Source organism: Colwellia sp. 12G3, assembly GCF_002836775.1.
Taxonomy (GTDB): domain Bacteria; phylum Pseudomonadota; class Gammaproteobacteria; order Enterobacterales; family Alteromonadaceae; genus Colwellia.
In genome coordinates this window covers 16,188-40,499 of record NZ_PJAQ01000043.1, presented here as the reverse complement: position 1 = coordinate 40,499, position 24,312 = coordinate 16,188, and the positions used below count along the sequence as shown (strand labels likewise).

Genomic DNA, 24,312 nt, shown 5'->3' with positions numbered 1-24,312 from the left:
CGAGAATAACGATCAGAAAATTAGATCACTCATGCCATCTATGTGTGAAAACTCCCTGCGTAATTTTTTTATGCGACGCTACGTAAATTAACAGGTGGTTTGTTATCAAACGTACTACAGAATTTAATCTACAGCGCCTTTTTTCGTTGATATTATTCTATTACGAAAGTTAAAAATAGTTTTCACACAGGCTGGCCACAAAGCGGTCTAAATTTACGAGTGAAATTCATCCCATCTAACGATCACTTTGATACGAATATAGTCATTTTGATAATTAGTCCTTATGTCTTGCCAGTGCGAAAATTAGACATTGAATTCAAATTATTACCTCTTTATCTGTATTTGAAAGATTAAAATTCAGATGTTTAATCGAAAATAGATAACGTATTATAATCAATACAATAAGTTTGTAATAGGCATAGTAAATAGTATGAGTATCGGTCAGGAAGTGTTAGGAATTATAAATCCGGAGTTGCTAGATATTAGTGATAATGAGCGAGCCGCTTGTAGTTTTTTTAAAAATCCTAGTCAATTTGGAGACACAGAAGGTGAAAGGCGTCGCAAGCCCTTAATTATGTTATCCATATTTTCACTTATTTATAATCTAGCGGGAATAAAAATTACAGGTTCCGGGATAGGCATTGTTAGTGGGACAATATCAAATCCTGCTATTATAGGTTATGCGCTATTTATTGCACTGGTTTATAGCCTAGTAGTTTATTTAATATTGTTCTGGTCAAATCATGGAGACTATTATTTACGTATGACTGATATAGGAAACCAAAAAAAATATGAAGAATCACTAATTCGTTACTGGACTGAAGAGAAGGTTAAGTTATATCTAAGAAACAATCATATTGATATTAATCGAATCCAATTTCAAGAATATGACGGCGATAAAATTGCTCACAAGTTTAGAATTTTTGGGGCTAAAAGTTATCAAAATGAATTGATATTTAATCTACTGAACGGACAGGACGGTCTAGAGTTTAAGGATGATGAAGCTACTGAGTCAGCATTATTTTATACAGTTCCATACGAACTTACGAGCGCTGATATGAAATACTTTTTAAGACATTTTAAGAACCTCAAGGTACTCCATTTTAAAAATTTTATTGAATTCAGAGTTCCATATATGTTCGCTATATTAGCTATCTCTTCTTTTTGGCTAAGATTCTAAGTCCGCAGTGTAGTATTACCTAGACTTTTCAACGACGCCATTAAGGTCAACTCATAGCTAAAGAAGCGGAAGTAATGTGAATGTCATGGTTAACTTCCGCTAAGCGCACAAAGTGATCTTAGAACCACTTACAAAAACCTCATCAATTATGCGTATGTATATACAGACCCAGACTGAGGGTTGGGGACTCTATTCAGAGATGATCCCTAAAGAGATTGGCTTATACCAAGACCCCTATTCTGACTTTGGTCGCTTAGCAATGGAATTATGGCGTGCATGTCGTTTAGTGGTTGATACAGGTATTCACTCTAAACAATGGACTAGTAAGCAAGGTATAGAGTACTACGCTACAAATACGCCTAATGCCATGTCTGATGCAGTAAAAATGGTAGAGCGTCACGTGGTAATGCCGTCACAAGCGACAGCTTACAAAATTGGTATGAACAAAATCATTGAATTACGTGAACATGCCAAAGTTCAGTTAGGCGATAAGTTTGATATTCGTGAGTTTCATGACGTAGTATTAAAAAATGGTCCAGTACCACTTAACGTTTTAGCCGATTTAGTTAATGACTACATAACAACTAAGAAAGCCTAGTTAATACTTAAGTAATAAAAGCGTTAAGCACTTTATATTAAATGTTTTCATAGCATAATAATCCGCACTTTCTTGAGTATAGACTGAGCGGATTTTTTTATTCTACATAACGGTATTTAAAGTAAGTCAGATAAAGGACTTCGCACACCGTTTGCGCCATGTTCAATTACATGAGTGTATATTTGCGTTGTACGAATATCAGTATGTCCCAACTGCTCCTGCACGGTTCTAATATCGGCACCTCGTTGTAATAAATGTGTGGCAAATGAATGTCGTAACGTATGACAAGTCACATTTTTTGCTATGTCCGCATTCAGTGCAGCCATTTTCACTGATTTTCTTAATGTTGTTTCATCAATATGATGTCGACGAACAAAACCTGTTTCAGGATCTCTACTTAACCGACTCGAAGGGAAAAGATAATGCCACAGCATATCTTTGCTCGCATTAGGATGCTTTCTCGCTAAAGCATAAGGTAGCCATACGCCTTTATAGTTTGGATTGTATTGGTCTTGTTGATAATAATACTGCGCTAACGCTATTTGAGATTTTAACGAATTACATAACTCTTTTGCTAACGTAACACGCCGGTTTTTACCACCCTTACCTTGCCATACCTGAATAGCATGAAAGTCAAAATCAATGTCTTGTACCCTTAAGCGAACAACCTCCATTAAACGCAACCCACTTCCGTACATTAATTTACAAGGCAAACTATAGTTATTTGATATTTTGGCTAATAACGCGATGATCTCTGCTTGAGTTAACACGACAGGTAACTTAGTTTGTTGTTTAGATTTATTAAAATTAAGTTCGAGAGTTAAAGGTTTTAATAAGATCCCCCGATACAAAAATACTAAAGCATTTAATGCCACACCTTGGGTTCTAGGTGCAACATTGAGTTTGTTAGTTAAATGAGACAAAAAATTTTCTACTTCAGCATCATGACACTTTATTGGGTGACGCTGACCATTAAAATTTATAAACGCCTTTATCCAATAAACATAGCTTTCTATCGTTCTTTTGGCATAACGCTTTAAACGCATTTGTTCTGCAATAGACTGTAAAAATGGCGAAGACATAAAAACCTCTTGCCAACTGTATATACATACAGCTTAACATAAATCCTTCTTTCTACAAGAAAGCGCGCAAATCCCCTCCTTTCACACATCTACCAGTTTGAGCAATGTTTTTAACTGATTGATCTATCAGTAACAATCGAGTAACCTCCTAACATTATAAAATTATGGACGATTAATCCCATCTTGTAGAAACAAGGGGCTTTCCTCATAATAAATTGTTATGTAATTAAATAAATGGAGTAGCAATATGGGTGGTATAGGGATTTTTTCAATCTTGATAATATTTTTCTTAGTTTGGGTTTTACCCGTAGTTTTAATTTTAAGTTCATCAAAAACTCGTGGTGGTGAAAAATTGGCTTGGTTGTTATTAGTAGTCTTTGTGTCTTGGTTTGCTTGGATATTCTATATGCTTTTAGCTCCTCTCAAAAATAAAGAAACACCGCAGCAGTAAATTACATAACAAGAAAAAAAACAGTTGGCTTTTTCACTCCGTTCACAATTTTAGCCAACAAGTTTTTCCCGCTTATCAAAGCGTTATAAGTTTCTAAGTATTGGAGTATTAAAATGGTTGCTGGGAATAAAACATATTTCATTCTACTCGTATTTTCTATTACCTTTCTCTCTGGTTGTACTGCTTTAGATATTAAACCTTGGTCTGCGGGCGAAATTATTGATGGCGTTATAACTACAACGGTTACTGGAAATAGTACTGCTTATGGTAACGAGGCAACTTGTAATCATTATAAAATGAAATGTGGTTCAGGCTACAGAGAGTGGGTTCAAGACGGCGAAATAGCTTGTTCTTGTGTAGTTAATTAAACTTATAATAAGCTGTTAAATCAGGACAAAATATTGTTGGCTGTGTTTCGTTCCTCAACTATTTTAGCCAACAATATTTTGCCCATTAACGAGGGCGTTATATCTCTAGGAGTTTGTGTTGATTATTGTTGAAACTGAAAGGTTATGTATTCGTCAAATTACGAATGAGGATGCTAAAAACCTATCAAAAGTGTTAGCTGATCCTGTAGTAATGCAATACTCAACTGTAGGTGTTCACACAGAAGAACAAATCCATGATTATATAGCTAACTGCAAAAAACAGTATGACTTAAATGGCTATGGGCATTGGGCAATTTTTAACTCTGTTACTGATGAGTTTGTTGGGGTGTGCGGTCTTAATAAACACAACTTGAACTCTGAAGATGTTATACATATTAACTATCGCCTTACCACTGACCAACAAGGTAAAGGTTATGCTGTTGAATCAACAAATGGGATTTTAGACTTTGCTAAAAAATCCTTAAATCTTAACGCGGTACACGCACTAATAGAATCGGATAATGTTAGCTCTGTTAAAGTCGTAAACAGAACAGGCTTTCAATTTATTAAATCTTCTGTATTTCGTGGGTTCGAAATAGATATATATCAAGTGGCTTTATAAAACGAGATTTAACAAGAAAATCAACAAGGAAACGTAACAGTTGGCTACGTTTCGCTTCGCTACACAATTTTAGCCAACCATTGCTTAGCCCATTATTTGGGCGTTATATTACTAAATCAACATGGAGTATATTTCTAAAATGGAAGTTAAAATATTCACAAAAATCATTAAGCCTAAGCAAGGTTTTTGGCCTAGTTCAACATCATCATCTGATTGTGGTTTAGAAGCTGAAATCAATCTTTGGCTCGCTTCAAAGCCAGATGTGGAAATTAAAAATATCACTCAATCACAAAGTGGTGGTTCATGGATGCCTGCAACAGTCGTCGTAAGTGTTTGGTATCAATAGTAATATAACAAGCTCTTCAAGCGGAAAAATGCACCTCTGATTTGGTGACTAATTCTAACTTGAGAGTAATAGGAGTCGTATATGAAAATGAAATATATAATTGGAATATCGTTTATCATTCCAATGCTTGTTTTAGCATTTACAAATTTATTTGAACCTAATCTATCTAGCGTTAATTTAGATTCAATAAACTTTATTTGTTCGATTATCATACTGATCACAGTAGTAGATGTTTTATTTATTGCATTCAAACGTGTAAAAATAAAACCTGCTAAATCTTAGTGTTGTGCATATAACAAGTAGTTTAAAAGGACAAAATTTACAGTTGGCTGTTTTTCGTTCCTCAAACATTTTAGCCAACTATAATTTTCCGCTTATTGCGGCGTTAGGTATACAAACAAGGATGTCATCTCAATGAAGTATTTAATATTATTATCAATTTTAGTTTTATCTGCATGTACAACAACGTCTGACGTAACTTCAAATCAACCCTCAACTGATGTGATGCGTTTAATTGAACAAACAGAACTAAATGCACCAGATGGTATAAGAGGTACTTTTCAATTTTCAATAAAAGCATCAGGTGTAGAGAGAAAAGTTGTCTATTTAAACACTGAATTAGATTACAGAGATAGAAGAAGTATTACGGTAGCACTCCACCCTAAAACAATCGCAGCGTTTACAAAAAAATATGGCTCTTCGCCAGAAGCATATTTCATTAATAAAAATATCGAAGTTACTGGTAAAGCCAAACAAATGAAAATTTGGTTTATTTCAAATGGTAAGAGAACTGAAAAATATTATTTTCAAACTCATATTAGAGTAAATTCAATAAACCAAATCAGAGTATTGAGTTAAGTATATGAATTCGGCATACCTAACAAGTCGTTAAAGCAGGACAAATTATTTGCCTCTTAACGAGGCGTTATGTGTAAAGGATTTCACAATGTCTGTAGGAATGAGTCTAGCAATGAAAGCTAAGCAGCCGAAACAAAAACGCTGTGATAGATGTGAATTATATACACCGGAAGCAAGCGATAAATGTATTCATTGCTCTGATTTAAATGAATCACAGTTGGCTCAATTACAAGCGCAGCATCAAGAAACTCTCGAAGATAATTCTACCTTTGGTAAATACCTATTATTTGGTTCGGGAATTATAGGTTTACTATTACTTCTTAGTTTTTTATAGTCGGTATATCAGCAATTTATCCATACAAGCTACTCAAGTGAGACTTTTTACAGTTTGCTCGGTTTCACTTCGTTCAACATTTTAGCAAACTAAAAAAGCCCCTTATTAGGGCGTTAGCTTTTGTTACATATTGAAGTCGTTAACAACTATTCTTTTATGTTAACTTAAAATTTTTATAATCAAGGGTAGAGTCTTGAATAAATTACAAAAAATAGGTGGCGTTGCAGCACTTTTTGAGGCCATTATTTACATATCAGCTTTTGTTTTTTTTGGAGCGTTTTGGAGCGTTTTGGGATTACCCTGTCAGTGCGGATGATACACATAAATTTATTTTTCTAACTAATAATCAAGTGATTTTATCGATAGTTAACTTAACTATGTATGTCGCCTTTGGTCTTTTTTTGGCGGTATTAGTTTTAGCGATCCATCAACGAATGAAAACCAAAGCCCCTGTTTTATCACAAACTGCTTCGGTCTTCGGTATTATTTGGGTTGGCCTTGTCATAGCAAGTGGAATGATTGCAAATGTAGGATTAGCTGCTGTAATCGATTTGTCTGCCAAAAACGCAGAGCAAGCAATGACTCTTTGGATCGTTATTAATACAATAGTTGAAGGTTTAGGGGGAGGTAACGAAGTTGTAGGAGGGTTATGGGTTCTTTTATTAAGTGTTGCAGGCTTAAAAATTATTGAATTACCTAAATTGCTAAATTGTTTCGGTCTATTTATTGGTACTGTTGGTATTCTCACTATTTATCCTGCTGAAATACTGACAGAAATATTTGGCTTAGGCCAAATATTATGGTTCTCTTGGCTAGGTATGGCAATGCTTATGAGCCATCAAAGCTAACAAGGCTTCAAACGGACAACTGCTAACAGGGCGTTAGGTTTCTAACTCTATCAATCGAATATTGTGTTAATACTCTTTAAAAAGGATTAAAAAAGTGTTTCAAAACCGAATATCTCAAATAGCAAATATAATACTTTTGTGTTGCTGTACGACCTCTGTTTTTGCTAATGAAAAAGATGCTTATTCATATTTGCAGCAATTGGTCTCTGTTAATGAAGGCATTGGGGTTAGAACTTCAGGATCTGTAGAGGAAATGAATACTTCTAAATTTATATCTAACACACTTAGAGAACTTGGCTTTAAGGTAAAGGTTCAACCTTTTGAGTTTAAAAATAAAGAGCAATATTTTAAGTCAAACAATATAATTGCTGAATTAGGAAGTAATGATTTACCGACTATTATTCTTGGTGCTCATTACGACTCTAAAGGCGAAGGTTCATATGGAGCAATAGATAATGGGACAGGTGTTGCAGCTATGCTCGAGATTGCCCAGATTATTTCTAAAAGTCCATCTAGACATTTCAATATACGTTTTATTGCATTTGGAGCAGAAGAAATAGGGATATCAGGCTCACAATATTATGTGAAGCAGTTAACTCCAACAGCATTGCAAAATATAGCTGGCATGATTAATTTTGATATGATTGCTGGAGGCGATAAAATGTATGTTCACAGCGCGCTTTCAACGCCATATCCATGTGGTAAGTCTGATTCTATTTACAATGGAGAGCCTATTTTACGTAAAGCTATTATTAAAACATCAGAGTCTATTAACAAGAGTATTCAATTTGTTGAACATCCTAAATCTAAGGAATACCCAAAGGGTGAAACGGGTCCTTGGTCAGATCATTTCCCTTTTTCTTGTGCAGGAATACCAATTGTATTTTTAGAGTCTACTAATTTTTCAATTAATGGGTTGTATGGGTTTGATGGATTGTCTCAAACAAATCATCCTGCTTTTTGGGATTGCTTCGACTCCTCATCTCAAGGTGCTTGTGATCGAGAAACTGAAAATCGTTGGGGTATTATTTTACATTCTAAATTTGATCGGTTGGATACGATTGAGCAAGTATTCCCTAAGCGTATAAAAGAGCAACTTGAACAAGCCGTAAATTTATTCTCTACCTTCTTGTTAACTCCTGAAAAGTACTTAGACAATAAAGTAATAGAGAAAACCTAACCGCTGTTAAATGAGGACAAAATACAGTTGGCTTTTGCTCCTACGTCGCTTATTCTAGTCAACTACAATTTGCTCCTTAGCAAAATGTTATGTGCTTTTAGAGGACTGTATTTATGATTCGAGTTGCTCACAAATCAGATTACACAGATATGGATTCTGTTTTTAGATCTTCAGCAGAAGCTCTTTGTATAAGAGATTATGATAGTAAGACAGTTTTGGACTGGGTAGGAGAAGCCAATCCTGAACGGTTTGTACAAAGCGCGAATAATGGCTGTGTACAATATGTCAAGGTATTGGAAAATAGAGTTGTCTGTTTTGGTGAGCTAAATATAGAAAAGCAACTTTTGCTTTCATTGTTTGTCTCACCTGATTGCGTAGGAAAAGGAATTGGTCAAAAAATGATTGAATTTCTATTTATAAAAGCTAATAAAGCAGGCATTAAAATCCTTAAAGTAGACTCATCGCTTAATGCTGCAAATTTTTATTTGCGAAATGGATTCGTTGAACAAAGCAAAAGTAACTTTACTACTCGAAATGGAGTAGTTCTAGAATCAATTAAAATGGAGTGTGCACTAAGCACATAAAAAGAACATTGAACGGAAAAATACAGTTTTCTAGGTTCTGCTTCGCTCCACAATTTTAGCAAACTATAAAAAGCCTCTTATTTAGGCGTTATCACTATGGGTGAATTCTCCAGATATGCGTAATATTTTAATTGCCTTAATAATTCTTCTATTTAGTGGGTGTGCTTCTAAAAGTATAAATAACAATGAAATGTCTCAAATTGTTGTGGACTACTTTAACGTATACTCACAACGTAATGATTTTAATCTCTTAATGTCTTTCTATGATGATAATGCCCAATTTGAAGATATTATCTATGGAAATAGTTTAAAAACAAAAAGAGAGATTAAAGAATTCTTAGCCTGGGATAAAGGCGAATTTACGGCTCTTTCAGGTGGGCAAATTTTAACCATTACAAAACAAATTCAAGATGGAAATACGGTTGTAACACAAGGTTTTTTTCATGAGTTTATCTTTGATGGACAAAGGATGGGCCCGTGGTTGTTTATAATTTATCAAGAGTTTAATTCCCAGAATAAAATTATAAAGCAAACAGATTGGATTAATTATACTCCTAGAGAGGATTTCTTAGGGGGTAAAAACATGAATGATGAACTAATTAAGAAATAGTTCTAACAAGCGGTTAAAAAGGACAAATATAGTGTTTTTTTTACTCCTTCGTCGCTATTTTAACTCACTACTTTTCGCCTCTTAGTGGCGTTATGTGCAAAAGGATATTGTATGAACATTGCAAAATGCCTAAATTGTAAGGCTTGGGTATGTGACAAGGATCTTCGTAATAATTTAAAGAATTTGCCGTGGTATTCTTTATCTCCTCGCGTGTTTTGCTGTCACTCTTGCAATTGCCGGTTTAGGCTTAGTAATTTAGCTATTACACTCTGTTGGTCAACATTTTTAGTTTTTGGTGCAAGCTTATTTCTAGAGGGTATTTTATTCTCTATGGGTATTATATTTGTGCTTTTATTCTTAATCATCTGTAGATCAGGCTTTGGTCTGACTTCGGTGGAATAACACATAACAAGCACTTCAAACAAAACAAACAGTTGGTTAGGTTCCGCTTATGTAAGTATTATGATTCACTGCCTCTCACAATTAGTGGATACCTTCTATAGTTAATTTGTATCAATTACTTTAGGAGAATATACAATGAAATTAGCTGACATAGTACAGCGTGGATGGGAAGCTGTTGGCACAGGTGACTTTGATGTCTTAGTTAAAGATTATGTTGAAGAAATGAAATTCATTATGCCCGGCCAAGTCAATATTTTGGAAGGGCGACAGGAGTTTCGCTCTGCTTTGAATGGTCTTGATTTAATCCTTCCTCCTGGTTTCGAAATTACGGAACTTAGACAAATAGAGGGGGAACGAGAAGTTGTCTCGATCGTTGAATGGAAATCCGATAAGATTACGGCTTCTCAGCTGTCAGTTCTATTCAAGTTTGACGATGAAAAAATCTATGAGGAGCGCTGGTTTATCGATACTGAACAATGGAAAAGCGCATTCTGAGTAGTAGGAGAAACCTAATAAGCAATTTAAACGGAACTTGAAGCAAGTTGGTTAAGTTCCGCTCGCTTCACATTATAACCAACAATTTTTGTCCCCTTAATGTGGGCGCTATTACCAAGAAAGTCTAATTCGATGCCTGAACCCGATCCATTGAGAATCATGACATTTGTAACTCCAAAAGATCTCTGCAAGTGGCTTAAGGTAAATCATGCCACTGAAAGTGAGTTGTGGGTAAAGATATTTAAGAAAAACACAGGGGTTCAAAGTGTTACTTGGAATGATGTAGTCATAGAAATTTTATGCTGGGGCTGGATTGATGGCGTAAAAAAGTCAATTGATGACCAAGCCTATCTTCAGCGCATAACACCCAGAAAAGTACGAAGCAACTGGTCTAAAAGAAACACTGAGCATGTTGAACGTTTGATAAGCGAAGAACGGATGAAGGAATCAGGGTTTGTTCATGTTCGTGCAGCGAAAGCCGATGGTCGTTGGGGAAACGCCTACGTGGTAAGTGAAATGAAAGTGCCCGAAGATTTCTTAACTGCGTTGGAAAATCAGCCAAGAGTAAAACAGTTTTTTGAAACACTTAATAAATCGAGTCGTTATGTTATCGCTTATGGCTTAACAAGTGCAAAGAAAGCTGAAACCAGACAACGGCGATTTACAAAATACATGACAATGCTTGTTCGTGAGGAAAAGCCTAAATAAGTGACATTCGGCATAACCAATATTTCAAGCAGTACTGCTAAAAGTTGGCTCGGTTTCGCTTTGATCTTGTCTCACTTTGCTGGATTGTTATTTAATTAATTGTCACTAAAGGGGTGACTTGTCGGACATACAATAAAGCGTCATTATGAGCAATATTTACTAACGTACAAACTTCATGCTATTTTACTCGCTTCTGAGCAAAGTATTTTAGCCAACATTTTTTAGCCTCTTATTGAGGCGTATATACCAAGGAAAAATTATGCACACTCGAAAATCTCTTCGATTAAGAAAAAAGCTTTATTTAGATGAATTTGCTGTAATGGGAGTTGAGTTAGATTGTAATTTAACGTGTAAGGATGAGTCTGAATTAGCAACAATAATGGATGACTTTTTTCTTTATGTTGAAACTCTAAAGTTGCGTATTGGCGGTGGTGGAGATCTGACTTCCTTTGCAGGATTTATTTCTTCTATTGAACGCTATGGTTCAGTTACTGAATCAGACATATCAAGCATATCTAATTGGTTGAAAGACCAGAATATCATTTCAGAGTTTAATATTGGTGAACTTGTTGATGCTAACTATGACGTATAATAAGCCAACCAAACGGGACTAAAAACAGATTGATTTTTAGTTTTCCAACCGTAGAGTAAACATTTTTTAGTTCTTGATTGAGGTGTTATATGCCTCTTACAATCATAGGCAACTGATAAAAATTTAGAGATAATTAAATGATAAATCAATATAAAAATTTTTCGGAATTTTATCCTTTTTATTTAAGCCAGCACGAAAATAAAATCTGCCGACGACTTCATTTTGTAGGCTCTAGTTTAATTATTTTATTAATGACTTATGTTGTGATCTCTAGATATTTTTCTTTGCTTTGGTTTATACCTGTTATTGGTTACGGTTTCGCTTGGCTGGGGCATTTTATATTTGAAAAAAATAGACCCGCTACTTTTGTTTATCCAATTTACAGCTTAATGGGTGATTGGGTAATGTTTAAAGATATTGTAGTGGGTAAAATAAAATTTTAATTATTAGTAAGTCAGGAGCTGTTGGCGTATAAAAAGTCATTATAAAGGACAAAAAACAGTTGGTTTTTCTTCTTTGTCACTTATTTTGGCGTTAGGTGTATTCGTAGGGATCCGATTTAATGAAATTTTTGAGTGTGGTAATACTTAGTCTTTTTCTTGTTGCTTGTTCTTCTACAGAGGTACGTTTATATACCCGTTATTTATCAGATACTGACATAAAAAAAATCAGTTCAAAGCTGGACGAAGCTAACTTTACAGTTATTACTAATACACTCTCTTTTCCAGAAACAATTGACCAATCAACTCTGCTTTATTCTCCCTTTATTAACGGTGAAAAAACTTTAGATATATTAATAAATTCACTTTCTGATATAGGTTGGTTTATCCCTAATGTAGAAGCGCTTGTGTCAGGAAATCATTGGTATAGCAAAGATAGTGTTGGTTTGTTTTTACTCCCAGAAGGAGTTAAACAAAAAGATAAAGTGGCTAGTCAAGATCTGGCTAATGATTACGAAAGCCTACATTGCGATACTGTAGTTAACCTTCTTTTAAACAAAGATAATTCTTATCAACTGTCTTTTGCCAACAAAACGAACGACCGAACAGATCATCTCAAAGGAAGTTGGAAAATAAGAAGTTATCCTTATATCGAATTAACATCATTTAACGAACGTTGGTGGTTTTACTTTGAAATAGAACAAAAAATTCAATCGGATAAAGTAAGTGAAATAAATATTATTGAGCTTAAGCCCGTAGATAGTTATTCTTTCTTTCCTAATTGCAGTTTTGTAAATGGTGTAAGAATTTAATTATGATAGGCAAGTGGGACGTTTTCCCTTTTGGCTTGGTTGCCTTAATGTTCAGCTAAAGCCTAGACGTTTGGGAGAAGGATCAATAAGTATCAAGTACGTTAAATGGAAAATTACAGTGGGGTGTGGCTTGTACCTCCCGCATTTCAGCCATGCTATATTTATCCGCTTAGTTTAGTTGAGTGTTAGGCTTTTCTTAAATAGTGTCATCGAATAAAGGCGAGATATAAAAACATCAGGAAATTTTGACTTGCAAATGAAACCAATTGAGCCTTATGCGGATTAAAAGCATGGTATTAAATTGGCTTATCGGCTATTGAATTAGTTACAATTGAGTTAAGTGGTAAAAAAGCTAGTTTTGCACTTCAGCATTTTGGCACTATGTCGAATGGTGAGCAGAATTTAATCTTAGCGGCTATTCCTGACTCTGGTATCGGGGAGTTGTAAACCGCTTGGTTTTCGATATTTTAGCCTACTATTACTTAGCCCGTTCGTTGGCCATTATAAATACATAGAGAATAGATTATGGATGTAACCTTCTTTACAGAAGTAGATGATAACGCTTTCAAAAGTTCTGATGACATCCCTGATGACTCAATTCTCGGAGGTGGTCGTTTTACTAAAGATAATATCAGTGAACTACTTGAATGTTTTAAAAGTGGTAGCTCTGCTCAAACGGATAACCTGTGGTTGTTGTCTGTTAATTTTTCTGAAACATTATCAATAATCGATGACGAAAAAATAAAGATCATTGCTGAACATTGGTCTCAAGAAAGTTCTTGGGGAAATACGGATGTAAATGCCGTAGATTTAGCAAATCACTTATTGGAACTAAAATATTCCTATTCAAATTCCAGTAAAAGAATCTGGGTGTTTTTTGAGTAATTTTTTACAGCCTTATTAGCACAGCCATATTTTACCTTTATCTCAGTTCAGCCTATAACATTGGTCTGTTCATAAGCACAGTAGACTTTACTTTATATTATCCTCTAGGGAACTCATGAAATTACAAATTTATCAAGTTGATGCCTTTGCCTCAAAGGCTTTTGAAGGAAACCCTGCCGCTGTAATTCCATTAAATGATTGGCTTGATGATGACATTCTTCAAAAAATAGCTGAAGAAAATAACTTATCGGAAACTGCATTTTTTGTCTATGGCGACAATGATATTCAGTTGCGTTGGTTTACCCCATTAGAAGAAGTAGATTTATGTGGTCATGCCACGTTAGCGTGCGCCCATGTGTTATATAAGCATTTAGGCTACAGTAAAGCTCAAATAAACTTCCAAACTAAAAGTGGTAAGCTGATTGTCAGCCAAACAAGTTCTGGCTACAGCATGGACTTCCCTGCTTCAGCGCCTATTGAATTAAATTCAAATCTTCCCACTGACTTGATTAACGGTTTAGGGGGAGTAAGACCATTACAAGTCTTGTCAGCATTTGATTATATTATTGTGCTTGATAGTGAAGAAGTAGTTAAAGAGTTAACCCCCGAACTTTCATTGTGGTTGAATATTGATTTAAGGGGCGTTGTTGTTACTGCGCCAGCAAATGATGCTGATGTAGATTTTGTTAGTCGGTGCTTTTTCCCTAAATTAAGAGTTAATGAAGACCCTATTACGGGGTCTGCTCACTGCGAACTAACGCCATATTGGGCAGAAAAACTCAACAAGAAAACGTTAACAGCACAACAACTATCAATGCGTAGCGGTATGGTTTTTTGTAAACTCAATAAAGACAGAGTTATCCTGACCGGCAATGCTATTGATTACATGGTCGGCGAAATAACCCTATAAAACCTACGCTAAACTTCAAACGAATGACATACAGTGGCCATCATAAACCGGGCTTATGAATTACTTGGTGGCCGACTATCACTCATCAATATATCTAACGTTACTTGTGCTTTTTTCGTGTTTTCTAAATCAATGACTTCAATCATTTCACATTCATCTCTGATCATTTCAGCAACTAAACTCGGGTAATGACGACAGTCTTCAGGTCTGTCTAAGTAAATGCTGCAGGTATACATATTGGGCGCTGACGGATCTTTTTTGGGCGCAATATAGAGAAAAGGACAAGTCTTTAGACTTACGCCAGATTTGGGGTCGAACCATATTTCGTTATTCTTAACGAATTTGAAAATTTCTGGGTTAAATATCTCCCACAGATCAATTTCTTCTTTTGTTGCTGAAAGATCCCCTCCTCCGTATTTGATGCAACATTTTCCGCATTGATTACAATCTTTCATAGTTAACCTAAGTTCAGTTTATTTAGCTAATAGCTAGCCAATGAATAGGCTATATACCGGCTTATTGTATCATTGCCGTGATCGTTTCTGCTATGCTAACTGTCTTAACAATAACGTAATAATTGCAACTCACCTATCAATTTATTCATGTTAACCAACCGCTATATTGAGCTAGGGAAATACAAGCCTATGAAATGTTCCGTTTATATTGCAACAAGCACAGATGGTTATATAGCGACGCCTGATGGTGGTGTTGATTGGTTACATACTAGCGGTAAAGCCGATGCTGATATGAGTGAAAATCCAGATATGGGATTTACTGAATTTATCAACTCGGTAGATTGTATGATTATGGGCCGTAAGTGCATGGAGGTAATTGCTAGCTTCGATATACCGGCTGAGCAATGGCCTTATCGTAATATTAAGATTTATGCCCTGAGTAATACGCTGACCGAGCCTCCGGCAAACTTAGCAGGTAAAGTTGAAATGGTCTCTGGTGATATTATTACCCTTGTAAATCAGCTGTTTGAAAACGGGTACAAACATGCCTACATAGACGGCGGCGCAACCATTACCTCATTTATTAATTTAAAACTGATTAATGAAATGACGATAACCAAAGCTCCTGTAATACTTGGCGACGGCATACCGTTATTCGGAAAATTAAATCATCCCGTTAAACTAGAACGTGCTGAGTCTATTTCCTTCCCTAATGACTTTATTCAACTTAAGTACCGTGTTAATTACAGATAAAATATATATGGTCCAAACAAATGATAATAATGAGAAAAGACAATATGAATCAAGTTTTAAAGACGCTTATCCCCCTGTGCGCAGTGGTTTTCTTTTGTTTTATTGTTTGGGTTATTTATTTAGCAAATACGGGGCAAAGTAGTGTGTTTTTTCAGTTCGTCGCCAGAATTCCTTACGGTGATAAGTTAGGACACTTCTGCTTATTTGGCCTGTTAACGCTCGCTACCAATGTTGCCTTTAAATTTAAATCGTTCAAGCTGTATTCTAAGGAACTCTTTTTAGGCACCGCTTTAGTGTTTATCTTTGTTGTCATTGAAGAATGCAGTCAGTACTTTATTCCTAATAGAACCTTTGACTTAATGGATTTATCAGCAGATTTTATTGGCATACTATTTTTCAATGCCGTGACAAGTTATTTAAAGAAATACACCTTAAATTCAAAAGTTACTCAATAGCTTAACTAATGAATTTAAGTATTCTCTGCAAAAACGGCAACAAAGTGGCCATAATAGAGTTTTTTACCTACCAAACTCTCTATTTCTGCTGCACTTGGGTATGTTGACCATTTGTATGAACTTGCCTCTACGGCTTCAATGTTTGCCCACGTAAGATGCCAACAGACCTCTTCTGCATTATCGGTTTTCACTAATATTTCATGAGCAATAATGTTTTTATTATCCGCATTAATTTCAAGAAATAGTGATTCACTTAACGCGATAATACGCGCTAAGTTAGCTTTTTTAACCTCAAAAACTGCAAATTCAGTACACGTTGGCATAGTGTTCCCTTATTTATTTTTATTATCAGACTTTCTAACATCAGTCTGAAGCTAGCCTAATACTTTGCTAATACTTTCCTAATACTAGTCTTCGCTATGATAACTTGCTAGCGACGTAGTTAGCGTAATACCTTGTAATTTCAACTGGTTTACTCGTTGTAAGTAGGCAGCACCTTTTAGCATATGCAAAGCAACATCAACGGCATAACGGCGAGTGTAATCTTCTAAATAGGTGCCTTTTACCCAGCTATTAAATGCACCTAAACTTGGACCTGCCCAAATTTGATAATCCATTTCACGGCCTTTTTCACCGGTATTTGACCAACGCGAACTTAAGCCTAAATACCAACGGAAAATTAACGCCATTTTACGTTTAGGGCTTGATTGTGCACGCGCTAACATTTCAGGATCACGTTCAGTAAAGAAGGCTTCAGTGCCTGCCCATACGTCATCAAGATTAGACCTAAAGATTTGTTTTTCTATCTTAAGTCGCTCATCAGCTGGGATCGCTTCAATTGAGTCATAGTTAATGTACAACTCGTAAAGCTTCTTCGCTCTCATAGCGAACATTGAACCACGTTTAACGACTTGTAATTTCACGCCCATTTCAAACATATCGGCTGCGGGAGCCATTGTCACATCAGCCATTTCAACATCAGCTAATAGTTTACGGGTATGCTCTGAAGCGCCAGCTTCAACACAGGCTTGGTTTACTGAGCCAAGTACAATATAGGCAGCACCCATATTAAAGGCAGCTAAGGCAGATTCAGGGGTACCAATACCACCACCAGCGCCAACACGTAGTGCAGGAGAGAAGTTATATTGCGCTTGAACTTCATCACGAAGCGCGATGATAGTTGGCAATAAAGTTAAGAAAGGTCGGTTATCGGTATGACCGCCAGAATCAGCTTCGGCAGTAATATCATCAGCCATTGGCACGCGTTTTGATAGCTCTGCTTGCTCTGGGGTTATCTTGCCTTGGCTAAGTAATTTATCAATAAGTTTTTGCGGTGCAGGCTCCATAAAGCGTCGCCCTACTTCCGTGCGTGATACTTTCGCAATAACTTTGTTACCAATATTGACACTACCATCACTGTTTTCGCTTAAACCAGCTAAACGGTACCAAACAATATGTTCGGTTAAACCTAAGTAAGCTGAAGCTTCAACGGTTTTAACACCAAGCTTTAAAAAGCGTTCAACTGCGCCACGCTCTAAAGCTTCTTCCGCTGGAGCATGAATTAAGTTAACCGCGTAAGGGCCATTGGGTAATGCTGCTTGAATGCGTTTAATCGCATCTTCTACCGCATCAGGTACTAAACCCGCAGCGCCAAATGAGCATAAGAAACCGGCTTTACCTAAAGCGACCACTAATTCAACTGAGGCTATGCCATTAGCCATAGCGCCGCCATGATAGGCATATTTGACGCCATGCTGTTTTTTGTAGGCGTCATCACCTAAATCTTGCGGCATAAGTTTTTGTGCGAAAGCTAATACATCCGTATCACCTGTAGCAGCGGTAGTGCTTACCACACCTAAGCCAGTCGCCGATTTAGCAACATACACTGGTTTTGTTAAATCCATTAACGCTGATTTTATTTGTACATCATTACTGTTAACTTCATTGGCGTTAACTTTCCATGCCCAATCAATGGCTCTGGCATTATTAAAATCGATGTTTGACATGTTATTTCCTGTTCTTTTATTTTTTTGCTCAAAAAACAATGGATTCCCGCCAAGACAACGCGGGAATGACGATTGAGAGGTTTGTTCCTCATCATTAAGAAACTCTCGACTTATTTACGTCATACCCGAAGTTACTTGTCGGACGTGGCACGGATGCCACTTGTTAGACAATGAATGGAGCATATTGTCCTGTATCCAGTTTTTATTAATTGTTATTTATGCTTCTACGATACTTAATACAATATCTTTAACTTGATATATGCGTAAGCCATCTTTAGACAAATTCGCATCACCAATCAAACGTACTTCGCCAGCTTCATGCACAATATCGGTAATATGCACGTCTAATGACATTTGTTTGTTTAACGGCGTTATTTGGCCACGATATTTCCATTTAACCACACTATTTGGTGCACTAAATCGTGGGTTAGTGAACGACTTACCTAAGTCATTTTTCAATGCGTAAGTTTGCATTAACTCGATTATCGCTTCTACACCTAAAGAGCCAGGCATTACTGGGTCTTGATGGAAGTGATAACGGAAGAACCAATCGGTAGGATCTATGGTTCTTTCGCCATAAACATAAGCAACACCTGCACTACCGCCACCCTCGACAATTGAGGCAGAGTCGATAAAGTTCATTTGTCCGCCCGCTAATTTATAGTGCGGTTTATTCGCTGGTGCTTGATAAAAAGATAAGTGCTCATCACGTAAGTTAATCGTCTCAATGCTAGCTGCCGGTGTTTCATTATCGACATACCAAGCATGGGTAATTCTGCCGTTATCAATACCGAGTTGATTGGTTAGTGCATCACCACCAAAGTAACCAAACACCGCAGTGCCTTTATAAAACTTTTCATGCCGAGCTAGGTCATGACTTTCTAGTGATACGGCTGCGCTTTCATCTTTGACATAAAGCTCAAAAGTGAAACTTTGCACTATCATGCCGCCAGCCATCGTTGTACTTAACAAGACAGATTTATTGACGATAGTTTTACCGCGTAAATCTACCTGCTTTATTAAGTCACCCGAGCCATCAAGGTTACGGAAGAATAGATCTTTATCTGGGTACTTTAATGTTGTGCCCATGTAACCTGAAATAAAGCCATTTGGCTGCAAAGCGATTTCCATAATCAATGAGTATGGCATCCAACCTTCGTGGCTATTCTTGGTAAAATACCAGGCATCACTTGGCACATAATATTCGGCGATACAGCTTGATTTTTTCTTAAGATCTAAGCGTTCACCTTGTACTTCAACAACTTGTGTTACGACTTGTAAATCACCACAAGGAGTACGTGGTGGAATACGTCCTTTGTAGACGTCAAAATCAGGACCAAAACATTTAGAGATATTACCGGTAGCAAATTCAAACATGTGCCATGGCGTAAAGGGTGCTTGGTTAGGAACACGATTTTGTCCGGCGACCATAGGTGCTTCAAAATGTTGAATAGGTGTTACACCTTTTTCTTTGGGCGCACTTAAATCAGACATCACTTTCATTAATGGGCGATGTGCGTGTTTAAACGGCGCAATTCCTCGCTCATCTAGCTCTGCCAGTATGTCAGGGGCTTGCTCGCTTGACGGTTTATCACCAAGACTTTCAATAAGTTTAACGTTATCAGGCAAGGTTACCGGATAAGGTGAGTTGTCATCTTGCTCGGTGATCATCACTGATAAGTTTTTAAAATCAACGACAACTTTGCCATCAAGAATAATATCTATATTGGCTTTTAAAAATGGGAAAGGTTTCATGCCCATTTCCGTCACTTCCATACGATAAGTCAACGTATTGTGTTGCGGCAGTACTTGTCCGCGACAACGAACCGTTTGAGATTCACCTGGCATAGGTTGGAAACGTGCATTATTAACACCGCTGTGCATACCTAATGACAACATGTAGAACATCGCCATTTGACCACAACCTTCACTCATTAATGAGCCAGCCATAACTTGGTCATCTTTAAAGTGACACGGGAAGTACCAATGTTGTGGATCTAAATCTTTTTGTCCTTCAAGTAAGCCTAAACCCCAATGACCGCCAGCAGCATCCACTTTGATAATACGCTCTATCATTAAGAACTTTTTCGATGAGAATTTTAACGAGGGGTTACGTCCTTTTTGGTCGTAACTATCGCCAAAGCAGCCAGCGACATCACCATTAACCAGTTTCATCATGTCGGCATAATCATAAATATCACGATTACGCTGCATTAATGGTGTAAATACTGATTTTTGAGCATTGGCTAATTGCGCTTTGTCGGTGTCATTTAAGATCACACCTTTACCGTCTTTTAGTTCTTCATCGGTGAAAAACCCTGCGCAACCGTTGCGCATGATTAATACTTTTTTATCACCGACATAACAATCGTAGTGAAAGAAAAACAATAATTGTTCGCCATTTCTGGCATACGAATCAATATGAATTTCATAACGTAGTGTTTCGCCGCCAAACGCCATCTCTTCAAGAAAGGTAAGTTCGCAATCTAATAAACGATAAACACGCTCACCCTTGGCTTGAAAATCAATGCCGATATAAGCAATGAGTAATAAATCACATTGACCAGACTCAACTGAGACTGACCAAGGTATTTGACCATCAATTAAAAATGGCGCATCAACCGGAATATCATACTCTGTACACATGTATGACTTTTTATATTCATTCACCGTTGCGTCAAGCGCAGTTACCCGCGAAACCAATAAATAATCAGTGGTAGGTAGACGTACACGGCGCGAGTAACTATCAATAATACGGTAGTCTTCACCAAAAACATTACCGATATCACCTTCAGCAAACTCTACTAAGTCTGCAGTATCCCAAATGATTTCGCTGGGTTGATTAAAACGTTCTTTCAGTTGTAAAGGCGCATAGCTATAACCTGCTGGCCCTTTCACTTTAAAGGAACCTTGAAAAGAGCCATTAATACCAGACTCAGCAGTTTCTACCGTTGGTGCCGGTGTTAGTTGCTGCGCAAACTCTGCCGTTGTTTCTGCTGACGTTGCTGCAATAACCATATTAACGGCTTTAGCATTACGGATACTTATCGAATCAATAGCCGAATTAAAAGAAGCTTCAACTTGTAGCGCCAGCATTTTAGCAATTTGCTCTTGAGCGAGTTGACGGTTAGTTAAGAACGCTTTATGCGTTGCCGTTTCTTGAGAAAAGTGCTGACTGATACATTTACTTATCTTCTGGCTGCTTCCCGAAGTATGAGCTGGGGTACTATTTTTGGTAATAACGTTAGTTGGTTTATTCACTGTTGCTCCGCTTGAACCTGTTAATTCTGTTTCATGGCTTTGTCTTGCTTGAGTGTTTTGCATTGTCTGTACGGTATTTTTTATTTGGCTAAATCTTGGCTTGATTTGAGCCAAGTCAATTTTATTTTGATCGCTTAATTTCGCCATTGACGATAATTGACGAGTATTGAAAGCTGCTTTGATGGCAGAAAAATGCGAGCTAACGTTCGGCTGTTGGCTGGCTTTTATAATCGTTTCATCAATGGCATTACCACCTAAAGCGATCGTTTTTATTAACTGTGGTCTTTTTTTAACGCCTGTTTGATTTACAACGTGCTCTGATGGGTTCGTTACTTTGGCACGTGAAATAGCACTTGATGATAAAACAAGATGTGCACAACTGCCGTCTTTGGCTAAACCATTAATCGCGCTGTATTCTTTGCCGCTAGTATTGGTACTGTTGCTGGTATTGCTGTGGGCTGATAAACCCAGCGCTACTTTAATAATACTGGCTGCACCTGAGGCATTAAAGGTGTGACCTATTTGGTTTTTCACTGAGCTAATGGCTTTACCTTGATACAAGGCAGGTAAGCTTGCTTTTTCAGCGTCATTCTCGCTAATAAAACCACTATTGTGTGCTTCTACTTGGCTTATATCATTGGCATTTATATTGGCTTGAGCAAGCGCGTTACTCGCCGCTTGTTCAATCGCTTGTGCGCTTTTATCATTAACAAAGGCGATGCCATCAATCGTGGCATATGCGCCCTGCTCGTCAACGTTACTTTCTGGCTTAAGCACAAAGGCTGCTGCGCCTTCACCTACTTTCCATTGATTATTATTTAGCAGTGAGTTATCAAGCAATGCGTTATCTGATACATGCTGCGTAAGATTACTTGAATCTACTTCACCAAAATGTTGACGTAAGGTTATATTTTCTATTGATCCTGCAAGGTCGACACCCGCAATAATAACGGCATCAACATCACTTGTTTGAAATAAGTTCTGCGCTAATTCAACACAGCGATAAACAGAGTTTTCTTCCGCCGACACAGTAATTGCTGGCCCTGAAAAATCCCATAAAGCTGAAATACGCGACGCCATGATATTACCAATAAAACTGGTGTATTGGTTAAGCTGCGCCGCAAAAGCAATACCGTCTTTGGCAATGTTAGTGAGTGTTTCGCGTTGTTCAAGGCTAAGTTCTATGCCTTGTTGTAACAAGCTGTCTTCTATTTGCGTAGTTAAATTAACGCGACCACGGTATTGGTGAAGCTCTAACTCCATACCCATAGCAACTAATACCGCGACATTACTGCTGGGTGTTAAGTTAGCGTCTTTTGCGGCATTGTCCGCAACTTTCATCATCATCAATTGCTGAGGGATCAAACAATCTTGCTCATTTGGCGGTACTTTAAAGCGTAAGAAATCAATATCAAAGTCTTCAACATAACCGCCCATTGGCGCTTTATTCAATGCTAATGCATTCATTACTGCGGTATTAGTATTAATCCCTTTCCAACGTTTTGGCGGTAATTCTCTAAACGTGGTCGCTTTATTATCGAGTAAGGCTTTAAAGGTTGATAAATTATGCGCTGAGCCAAAGTGTGCATCCATACCGACAATAGCTAAAGGTTGTGCTGGTTTAGCTACTTTGCTGGTTGTTGAAAGCATGCTTGTTTCTAAAACATAGGTTGGCTCTTGTAAAACCAAATGAGCATTAGAGCCACCAAAGCCAAATACACTGACACCTGCTGTACGTGGTTTTTGTGAGTTATTTGCTTTAACTGGCCAATCAATGGTTTGTGTTGGCATTTGAGCAGCACCAAAATAACCTTTTTTAGAGCTTAATGGCTCATTAAGATTAATGGTGCCAGGAATTTTTCCTTCATTAAGCGCCCAAATAGCTTTAGTCATACCAGGCATACCTGCCGCAGTAAGTAAGTGACCTAGGTTCGATTTAACTGAGCCTAATAAAGGTTTATTTTCTTCAGTAAATCCGTAACGGGAGAAGAAGGTTTCCATTGAACCCAGCTCAACATTATCACCTTTAGGTGTACCTGTAGCATGACATTCGATGTAATCTACATCCGCTGGATTTACTTCTGCATTTTCATAAGCACGTTCATAGACCAGTACTTGCCCTTTGGTATTAGGGCTTAAAACAAATTCGCCTTTACCATCGTTAGATAGTGCGCCACCTTTGATAATAGCGTGAATTTTATCGCCATCTCGCACAGCATCGCTATGGCGTTTAAGTACCATCATGCCTGCACCTTCGCCGGCAAATAGCCCTTGAGAGTTTTTATCAAACGGGGCGTGAATGTTATTCGCTGGATACGCTTGGAAGATAGAGAATCCCATATTAACAAACATAGGATCAGCGCCGGATACCGCGCCAGCCAACATCATATCGGCTTTTCCGGTATGTAAATAATCACAAGCCAGTTTTACTGAGTAACAGCTTGAGGCACATGCCGCATCAAGCGCGAAATGAGCGCCACCTAACCCTGCAGCTTTTGCTAATAATGCCGCAGGATAACCTGCCACTAACGCATTGTCCTCGTGAACTAAACCTTTATGGACTAGCTGTTCAGATCCATCTTTTGAAAATGGCGTCAGTTCAAAATCACTATCAATCACTTGCTTTAACGTGTCATCAACGACTTGATGATACAAAGGCATAAATAAATGATTCGACGATTTTGTCGGAAAAGATAAGTTACCTAAAATAACGCCACAGTTAGCTAACTTATCACTACGCCAGTATCCTGCATCAACAAGTGCTTGCTCTGTTACATACAAAGACCATTGGTTTAAGTCATCAAGTTGCGTTAAATATTCTGTATTTAAGTCGTTACTGCTGTGACAAAAAGGCTGGGCATCAAAGTCGAAACCTCGAATATAACCGCCATGGACACAATAAAACTTATCAGTGTCACCTTTTTTTCCGGTGTATTTTTCTACATCCGCGCCCATTTGTTCATGGGTAGCTTTACTGCGACAATCTTGCTTAGTCAGCAGTTGTTGCCAGAACTCTTCTGGCGCACTTGAACCGGGAAATAAATTTGCTATACCTACTACGGCTATGTTTTCCATGT

The 24,312-nt window shown here is 37.3% G+C and carries 27 protein-coding genes; 22 read left to right on the top strand and 5 right to left on the bottom strand.

Annotated elements, in window-relative coordinates; all coding sequences use genetic code 11:
- Positions 1 to 430 precede the first annotated feature (430 nt).
- Positions 431 to 1,180 carry a hypothetical protein gene (locus tag CXF71_RS10325; protein ID WP_101232878.1) on the top strand — a complete coding sequence of 250 codons (750 nt, stop codon included), beginning with the start codon at positions 431 to 433 and terminating at the stop codon, positions 1,178 to 1,180.
- 112 nt (positions 1,181 to 1,292) lie between these two features.
- Positions 1,293 to 1,778 (top strand): DUF885 domain-containing protein, encoded by a 486-nt coding sequence (locus CXF71_RS10320; RefSeq protein ID WP_269800809.1) that lies wholly within the window; start codon positions 1,293 to 1,295, stop codon positions 1,776 to 1,778.
- Between the two features lie 116 nt (positions 1,779 to 1,894).
- On the opposite strand, the gene CXF71_RS10315 is transcribed toward CXF71_RS10320, so the two are convergent.
- Entirely contained in the window at positions 1,895 to 2,860 is a 966-nt protein-coding gene (locus CXF71_RS10315; RefSeq protein WP_101232877.1) for an integron integrase, read from the bottom strand.
- A 247-nt stretch (positions 2,861 to 3,107) separates the two neighbouring features.
- On the opposite strand from CXF71_RS10315, the gene CXF71_RS10310 reads away from it, so the two are divergent.
- The 18 genes from CXF71_RS10310 to CXF71_RS10215 all read left to right on the top strand — a co-directional run bounded on the left by CXF71_RS10310 (position 3,108) and on the right by CXF71_RS10215 (position 14,305).
- Positions 3,108 to 3,311: a hypothetical protein gene (locus tag CXF71_RS10310; RefSeq protein WP_101232876.1), complete on the top strand. Its 204-nt coding sequence runs from the start codon at positions 3,108 to 3,110 to the stop codon at positions 3,309 to 3,311.
- Between the two features lie 113 nt (positions 3,312 to 3,424).
- Positions 3,425 to 3,679 carry a hypothetical protein gene (locus CXF71_RS10305; protein WP_101232875.1) on the top strand — a complete coding sequence of 85 codons (255 nt, stop codon included), beginning with the start codon at positions 3,425 to 3,427 and terminating at the stop codon, positions 3,677 to 3,679.
- 115 nt (positions 3,680 to 3,794) lie between these two features.
- Positions 3,795 to 4,301 carry a GNAT family N-acetyltransferase gene (locus CXF71_RS10300; RefSeq protein WP_101232874.1) on the top strand — a complete coding sequence of 169 codons (507 nt, stop codon included), beginning with the start codon at positions 3,795 to 3,797 and terminating at the stop codon, positions 4,299 to 4,301.
- 139 nt (positions 4,302 to 4,440) lie between these two features.
- Positions 4,441 to 4,647 (top strand): hypothetical protein, encoded by a 207-nt coding sequence (locus CXF71_RS10295; RefSeq protein WP_101232873.1) that lies wholly within the window; start codon positions 4,441 to 4,443, stop codon positions 4,645 to 4,647.
- A gap of 414 nt (positions 4,648 to 5,061) precedes the next feature.
- A complete protein-coding gene (locus CXF71_RS10285; RefSeq protein WP_101232871.1) occupies positions 5,062 to 5,505 on the top strand; it encodes a hypothetical protein in 444 nt (147 codons plus the stop codon).
- Positions 5,506 to 5,593: 88 nt separating this feature from the next.
- Complete coding sequence (locus CXF71_RS10280) at positions 5,594 to 5,839, top strand: hypothetical protein (RefSeq protein ID WP_101232870.1); 246 nt, start codon at positions 5,594 to 5,596, stop codon at positions 5,837 to 5,839.
- Between the two features lie 269 nt (positions 5,840 to 6,108).
- On the top strand, positions 6,109 to 6,687 hold the full coding sequence (locus CXF71_RS10275; RefSeq protein WP_232771442.1) for a hypothetical protein: 579 nt from the start codon (positions 6,109 to 6,111) through the stop codon (positions 6,685 to 6,687).
- Positions 6,688 to 6,781: 94 nt separating this feature from the next.
- The gene (locus tag CXF71_RS10270; protein ID WP_101232869.1) at positions 6,782 to 7,867 is read left to right on the top strand and encodes a M28 family metallopeptidase; all 1,086 of its coding nucleotides are present in this window, start codon (positions 6,782 to 6,784) and stop codon (positions 7,865 to 7,867) included.
- Positions 7,868 to 7,980: 113 nt separating this feature from the next.
- Positions 7,981 to 8,451 carry a GNAT family N-acetyltransferase gene (locus tag CXF71_RS10265; RefSeq protein ID WP_101232868.1) on the top strand — a complete coding sequence of 157 codons (471 nt, stop codon included), beginning with the start codon at positions 7,981 to 7,983 and terminating at the stop codon, positions 8,449 to 8,451.
- A gap of 100 nt (positions 8,452 to 8,551) precedes the next feature.
- Positions 8,552 to 9,061 (top strand): nuclear transport factor 2 family protein, encoded by a 510-nt coding sequence (locus tag CXF71_RS10260; protein WP_232771441.1) that lies wholly within the window; start codon positions 8,552 to 8,554, stop codon positions 9,059 to 9,061.
- Positions 9,062 to 9,598: 537 nt separating this feature from the next.
- Complete coding sequence (locus tag CXF71_RS10250) at positions 9,599 to 9,958, top strand: nuclear transport factor 2 family protein (protein WP_101232865.1); 360 nt, start codon at positions 9,599 to 9,601, stop codon at positions 9,956 to 9,958.
- A 132-nt stretch (positions 9,959 to 10,090) separates the two neighbouring features.
- Positions 10,091 to 10,666, top strand: a complete 576-nt coding sequence (locus CXF71_RS10245) for a YdeI/OmpD-associated family protein (protein ID WP_101232864.1) — start codon at positions 10,091 to 10,093, stop codon at positions 10,664 to 10,666.
- 259 nt (positions 10,667 to 10,925) lie between these two features.
- On the top strand, positions 10,926 to 11,258 hold the full coding sequence (locus tag CXF71_RS10240; protein WP_101232863.1) for a 50S ribosome-binding protein YggL: 333 nt from the start codon (positions 10,926 to 10,928) through the stop codon (positions 11,256 to 11,258).
- Between the two features lie 137 nt (positions 11,259 to 11,395).
- A complete protein-coding gene (locus CXF71_RS10235; RefSeq protein ID WP_101232862.1) occupies positions 11,396 to 11,701 on the top strand; it encodes a DUF962 domain-containing protein in 306 nt (101 codons plus the stop codon).
- 119 nt (positions 11,702 to 11,820) lie between these two features.
- A complete protein-coding gene (locus CXF71_RS10230) occupies positions 11,821 to 12,510 on the top strand; it encodes a hypothetical protein (RefSeq protein WP_101232861.1) in 690 nt (229 codons plus the stop codon).
- A gap of 300 nt (positions 12,511 to 12,810) precedes the next feature.
- Positions 12,811 to 12,957: a DUF3224 domain-containing protein gene (locus CXF71_RS10225; protein ID WP_101233092.1), complete on the top strand. Its 147-nt coding sequence runs from the start codon at positions 12,811 to 12,813 to the stop codon at positions 12,955 to 12,957.
- Between the two features lie 78 nt (positions 12,958 to 13,035).
- Positions 13,036 to 13,395, top strand: coding sequence for a hypothetical protein (locus CXF71_RS10220; protein ID WP_101232860.1), 360 nt, complete (start codon positions 13,036 to 13,038; stop codon positions 13,393 to 13,395).
- A 115-nt stretch (positions 13,396 to 13,510) separates the two neighbouring features.
- Entirely contained in the window at positions 13,511 to 14,305 is a 795-nt protein-coding gene (locus CXF71_RS10215; RefSeq protein ID WP_101232859.1) for a PhzF family phenazine biosynthesis protein, read from the top strand.
- A gap of 53 nt (positions 14,306 to 14,358) precedes the next feature.
- Here the strand turns inward: CXF71_RS10215 and CXF71_RS10210 are convergent, their stop codons facing one another.
- Positions 14,359 to 14,760, bottom strand: coding sequence for a YkgJ family cysteine cluster protein (locus tag CXF71_RS10210; RefSeq protein WP_101232858.1), 402 nt, complete (start codon positions 14,758 to 14,760; stop codon positions 14,359 to 14,361).
- 189 nt (positions 14,761 to 14,949) lie between these two features.
- On the opposite strand from CXF71_RS10210, the gene CXF71_RS10205 reads away from it, so the two are divergent.
- Positions 14,950 to 15,513 (top strand): dihydrofolate reductase family protein, encoded by a 564-nt coding sequence (locus tag CXF71_RS10205; RefSeq protein WP_101232857.1) that lies wholly within the window; start codon positions 14,950 to 14,952, stop codon positions 15,511 to 15,513.
- Between the two features lie 44 nt (positions 15,514 to 15,557).
- A complete protein-coding gene (locus CXF71_RS10200; RefSeq protein WP_101232856.1) occupies positions 15,558 to 15,968 on the top strand; it encodes a VanZ family protein in 411 nt (136 codons plus the stop codon).
- A gap of 14 nt (positions 15,969 to 15,982) precedes the next feature.
- On the opposite strand, the gene CXF71_RS10195 is transcribed toward CXF71_RS10200, so the two are convergent.
- The 3 genes from CXF71_RS10195 to CXF71_RS10185 form a co-directional block, all read right to left on the bottom strand.
- The gene (locus CXF71_RS10195; protein ID WP_101232855.1) at positions 15,983 to 16,291 is read right to left on the bottom strand and encodes a hypothetical protein; all 309 of its coding nucleotides are present in this window, start codon (positions 16,289 to 16,291) and stop codon (positions 15,983 to 15,985) included.
- 84 nt (positions 16,292 to 16,375) lie between these two features.
- Positions 16,376 to 17,974: a PfaD family polyunsaturated fatty acid/polyketide biosynthesis protein gene (locus tag CXF71_RS10190; RefSeq protein ID WP_101232854.1), complete on the bottom strand. Its 1,599-nt coding sequence runs from the start codon at positions 17,972 to 17,974 to the stop codon at positions 16,376 to 16,378.
- Positions 17,975 to 18,190: 216 nt separating this feature from the next.
- The gene (locus CXF71_RS10185) at positions 18,191 to 24,310 is read right to left on the bottom strand and encodes a hotdog fold thioesterase (protein ID WP_101232853.1); all 6,120 of its coding nucleotides are present in this window, start codon (positions 24,308 to 24,310) and stop codon (positions 18,191 to 18,193) included.
- Positions 24,311 to 24,312 lie beyond the last annotated feature (2 nt).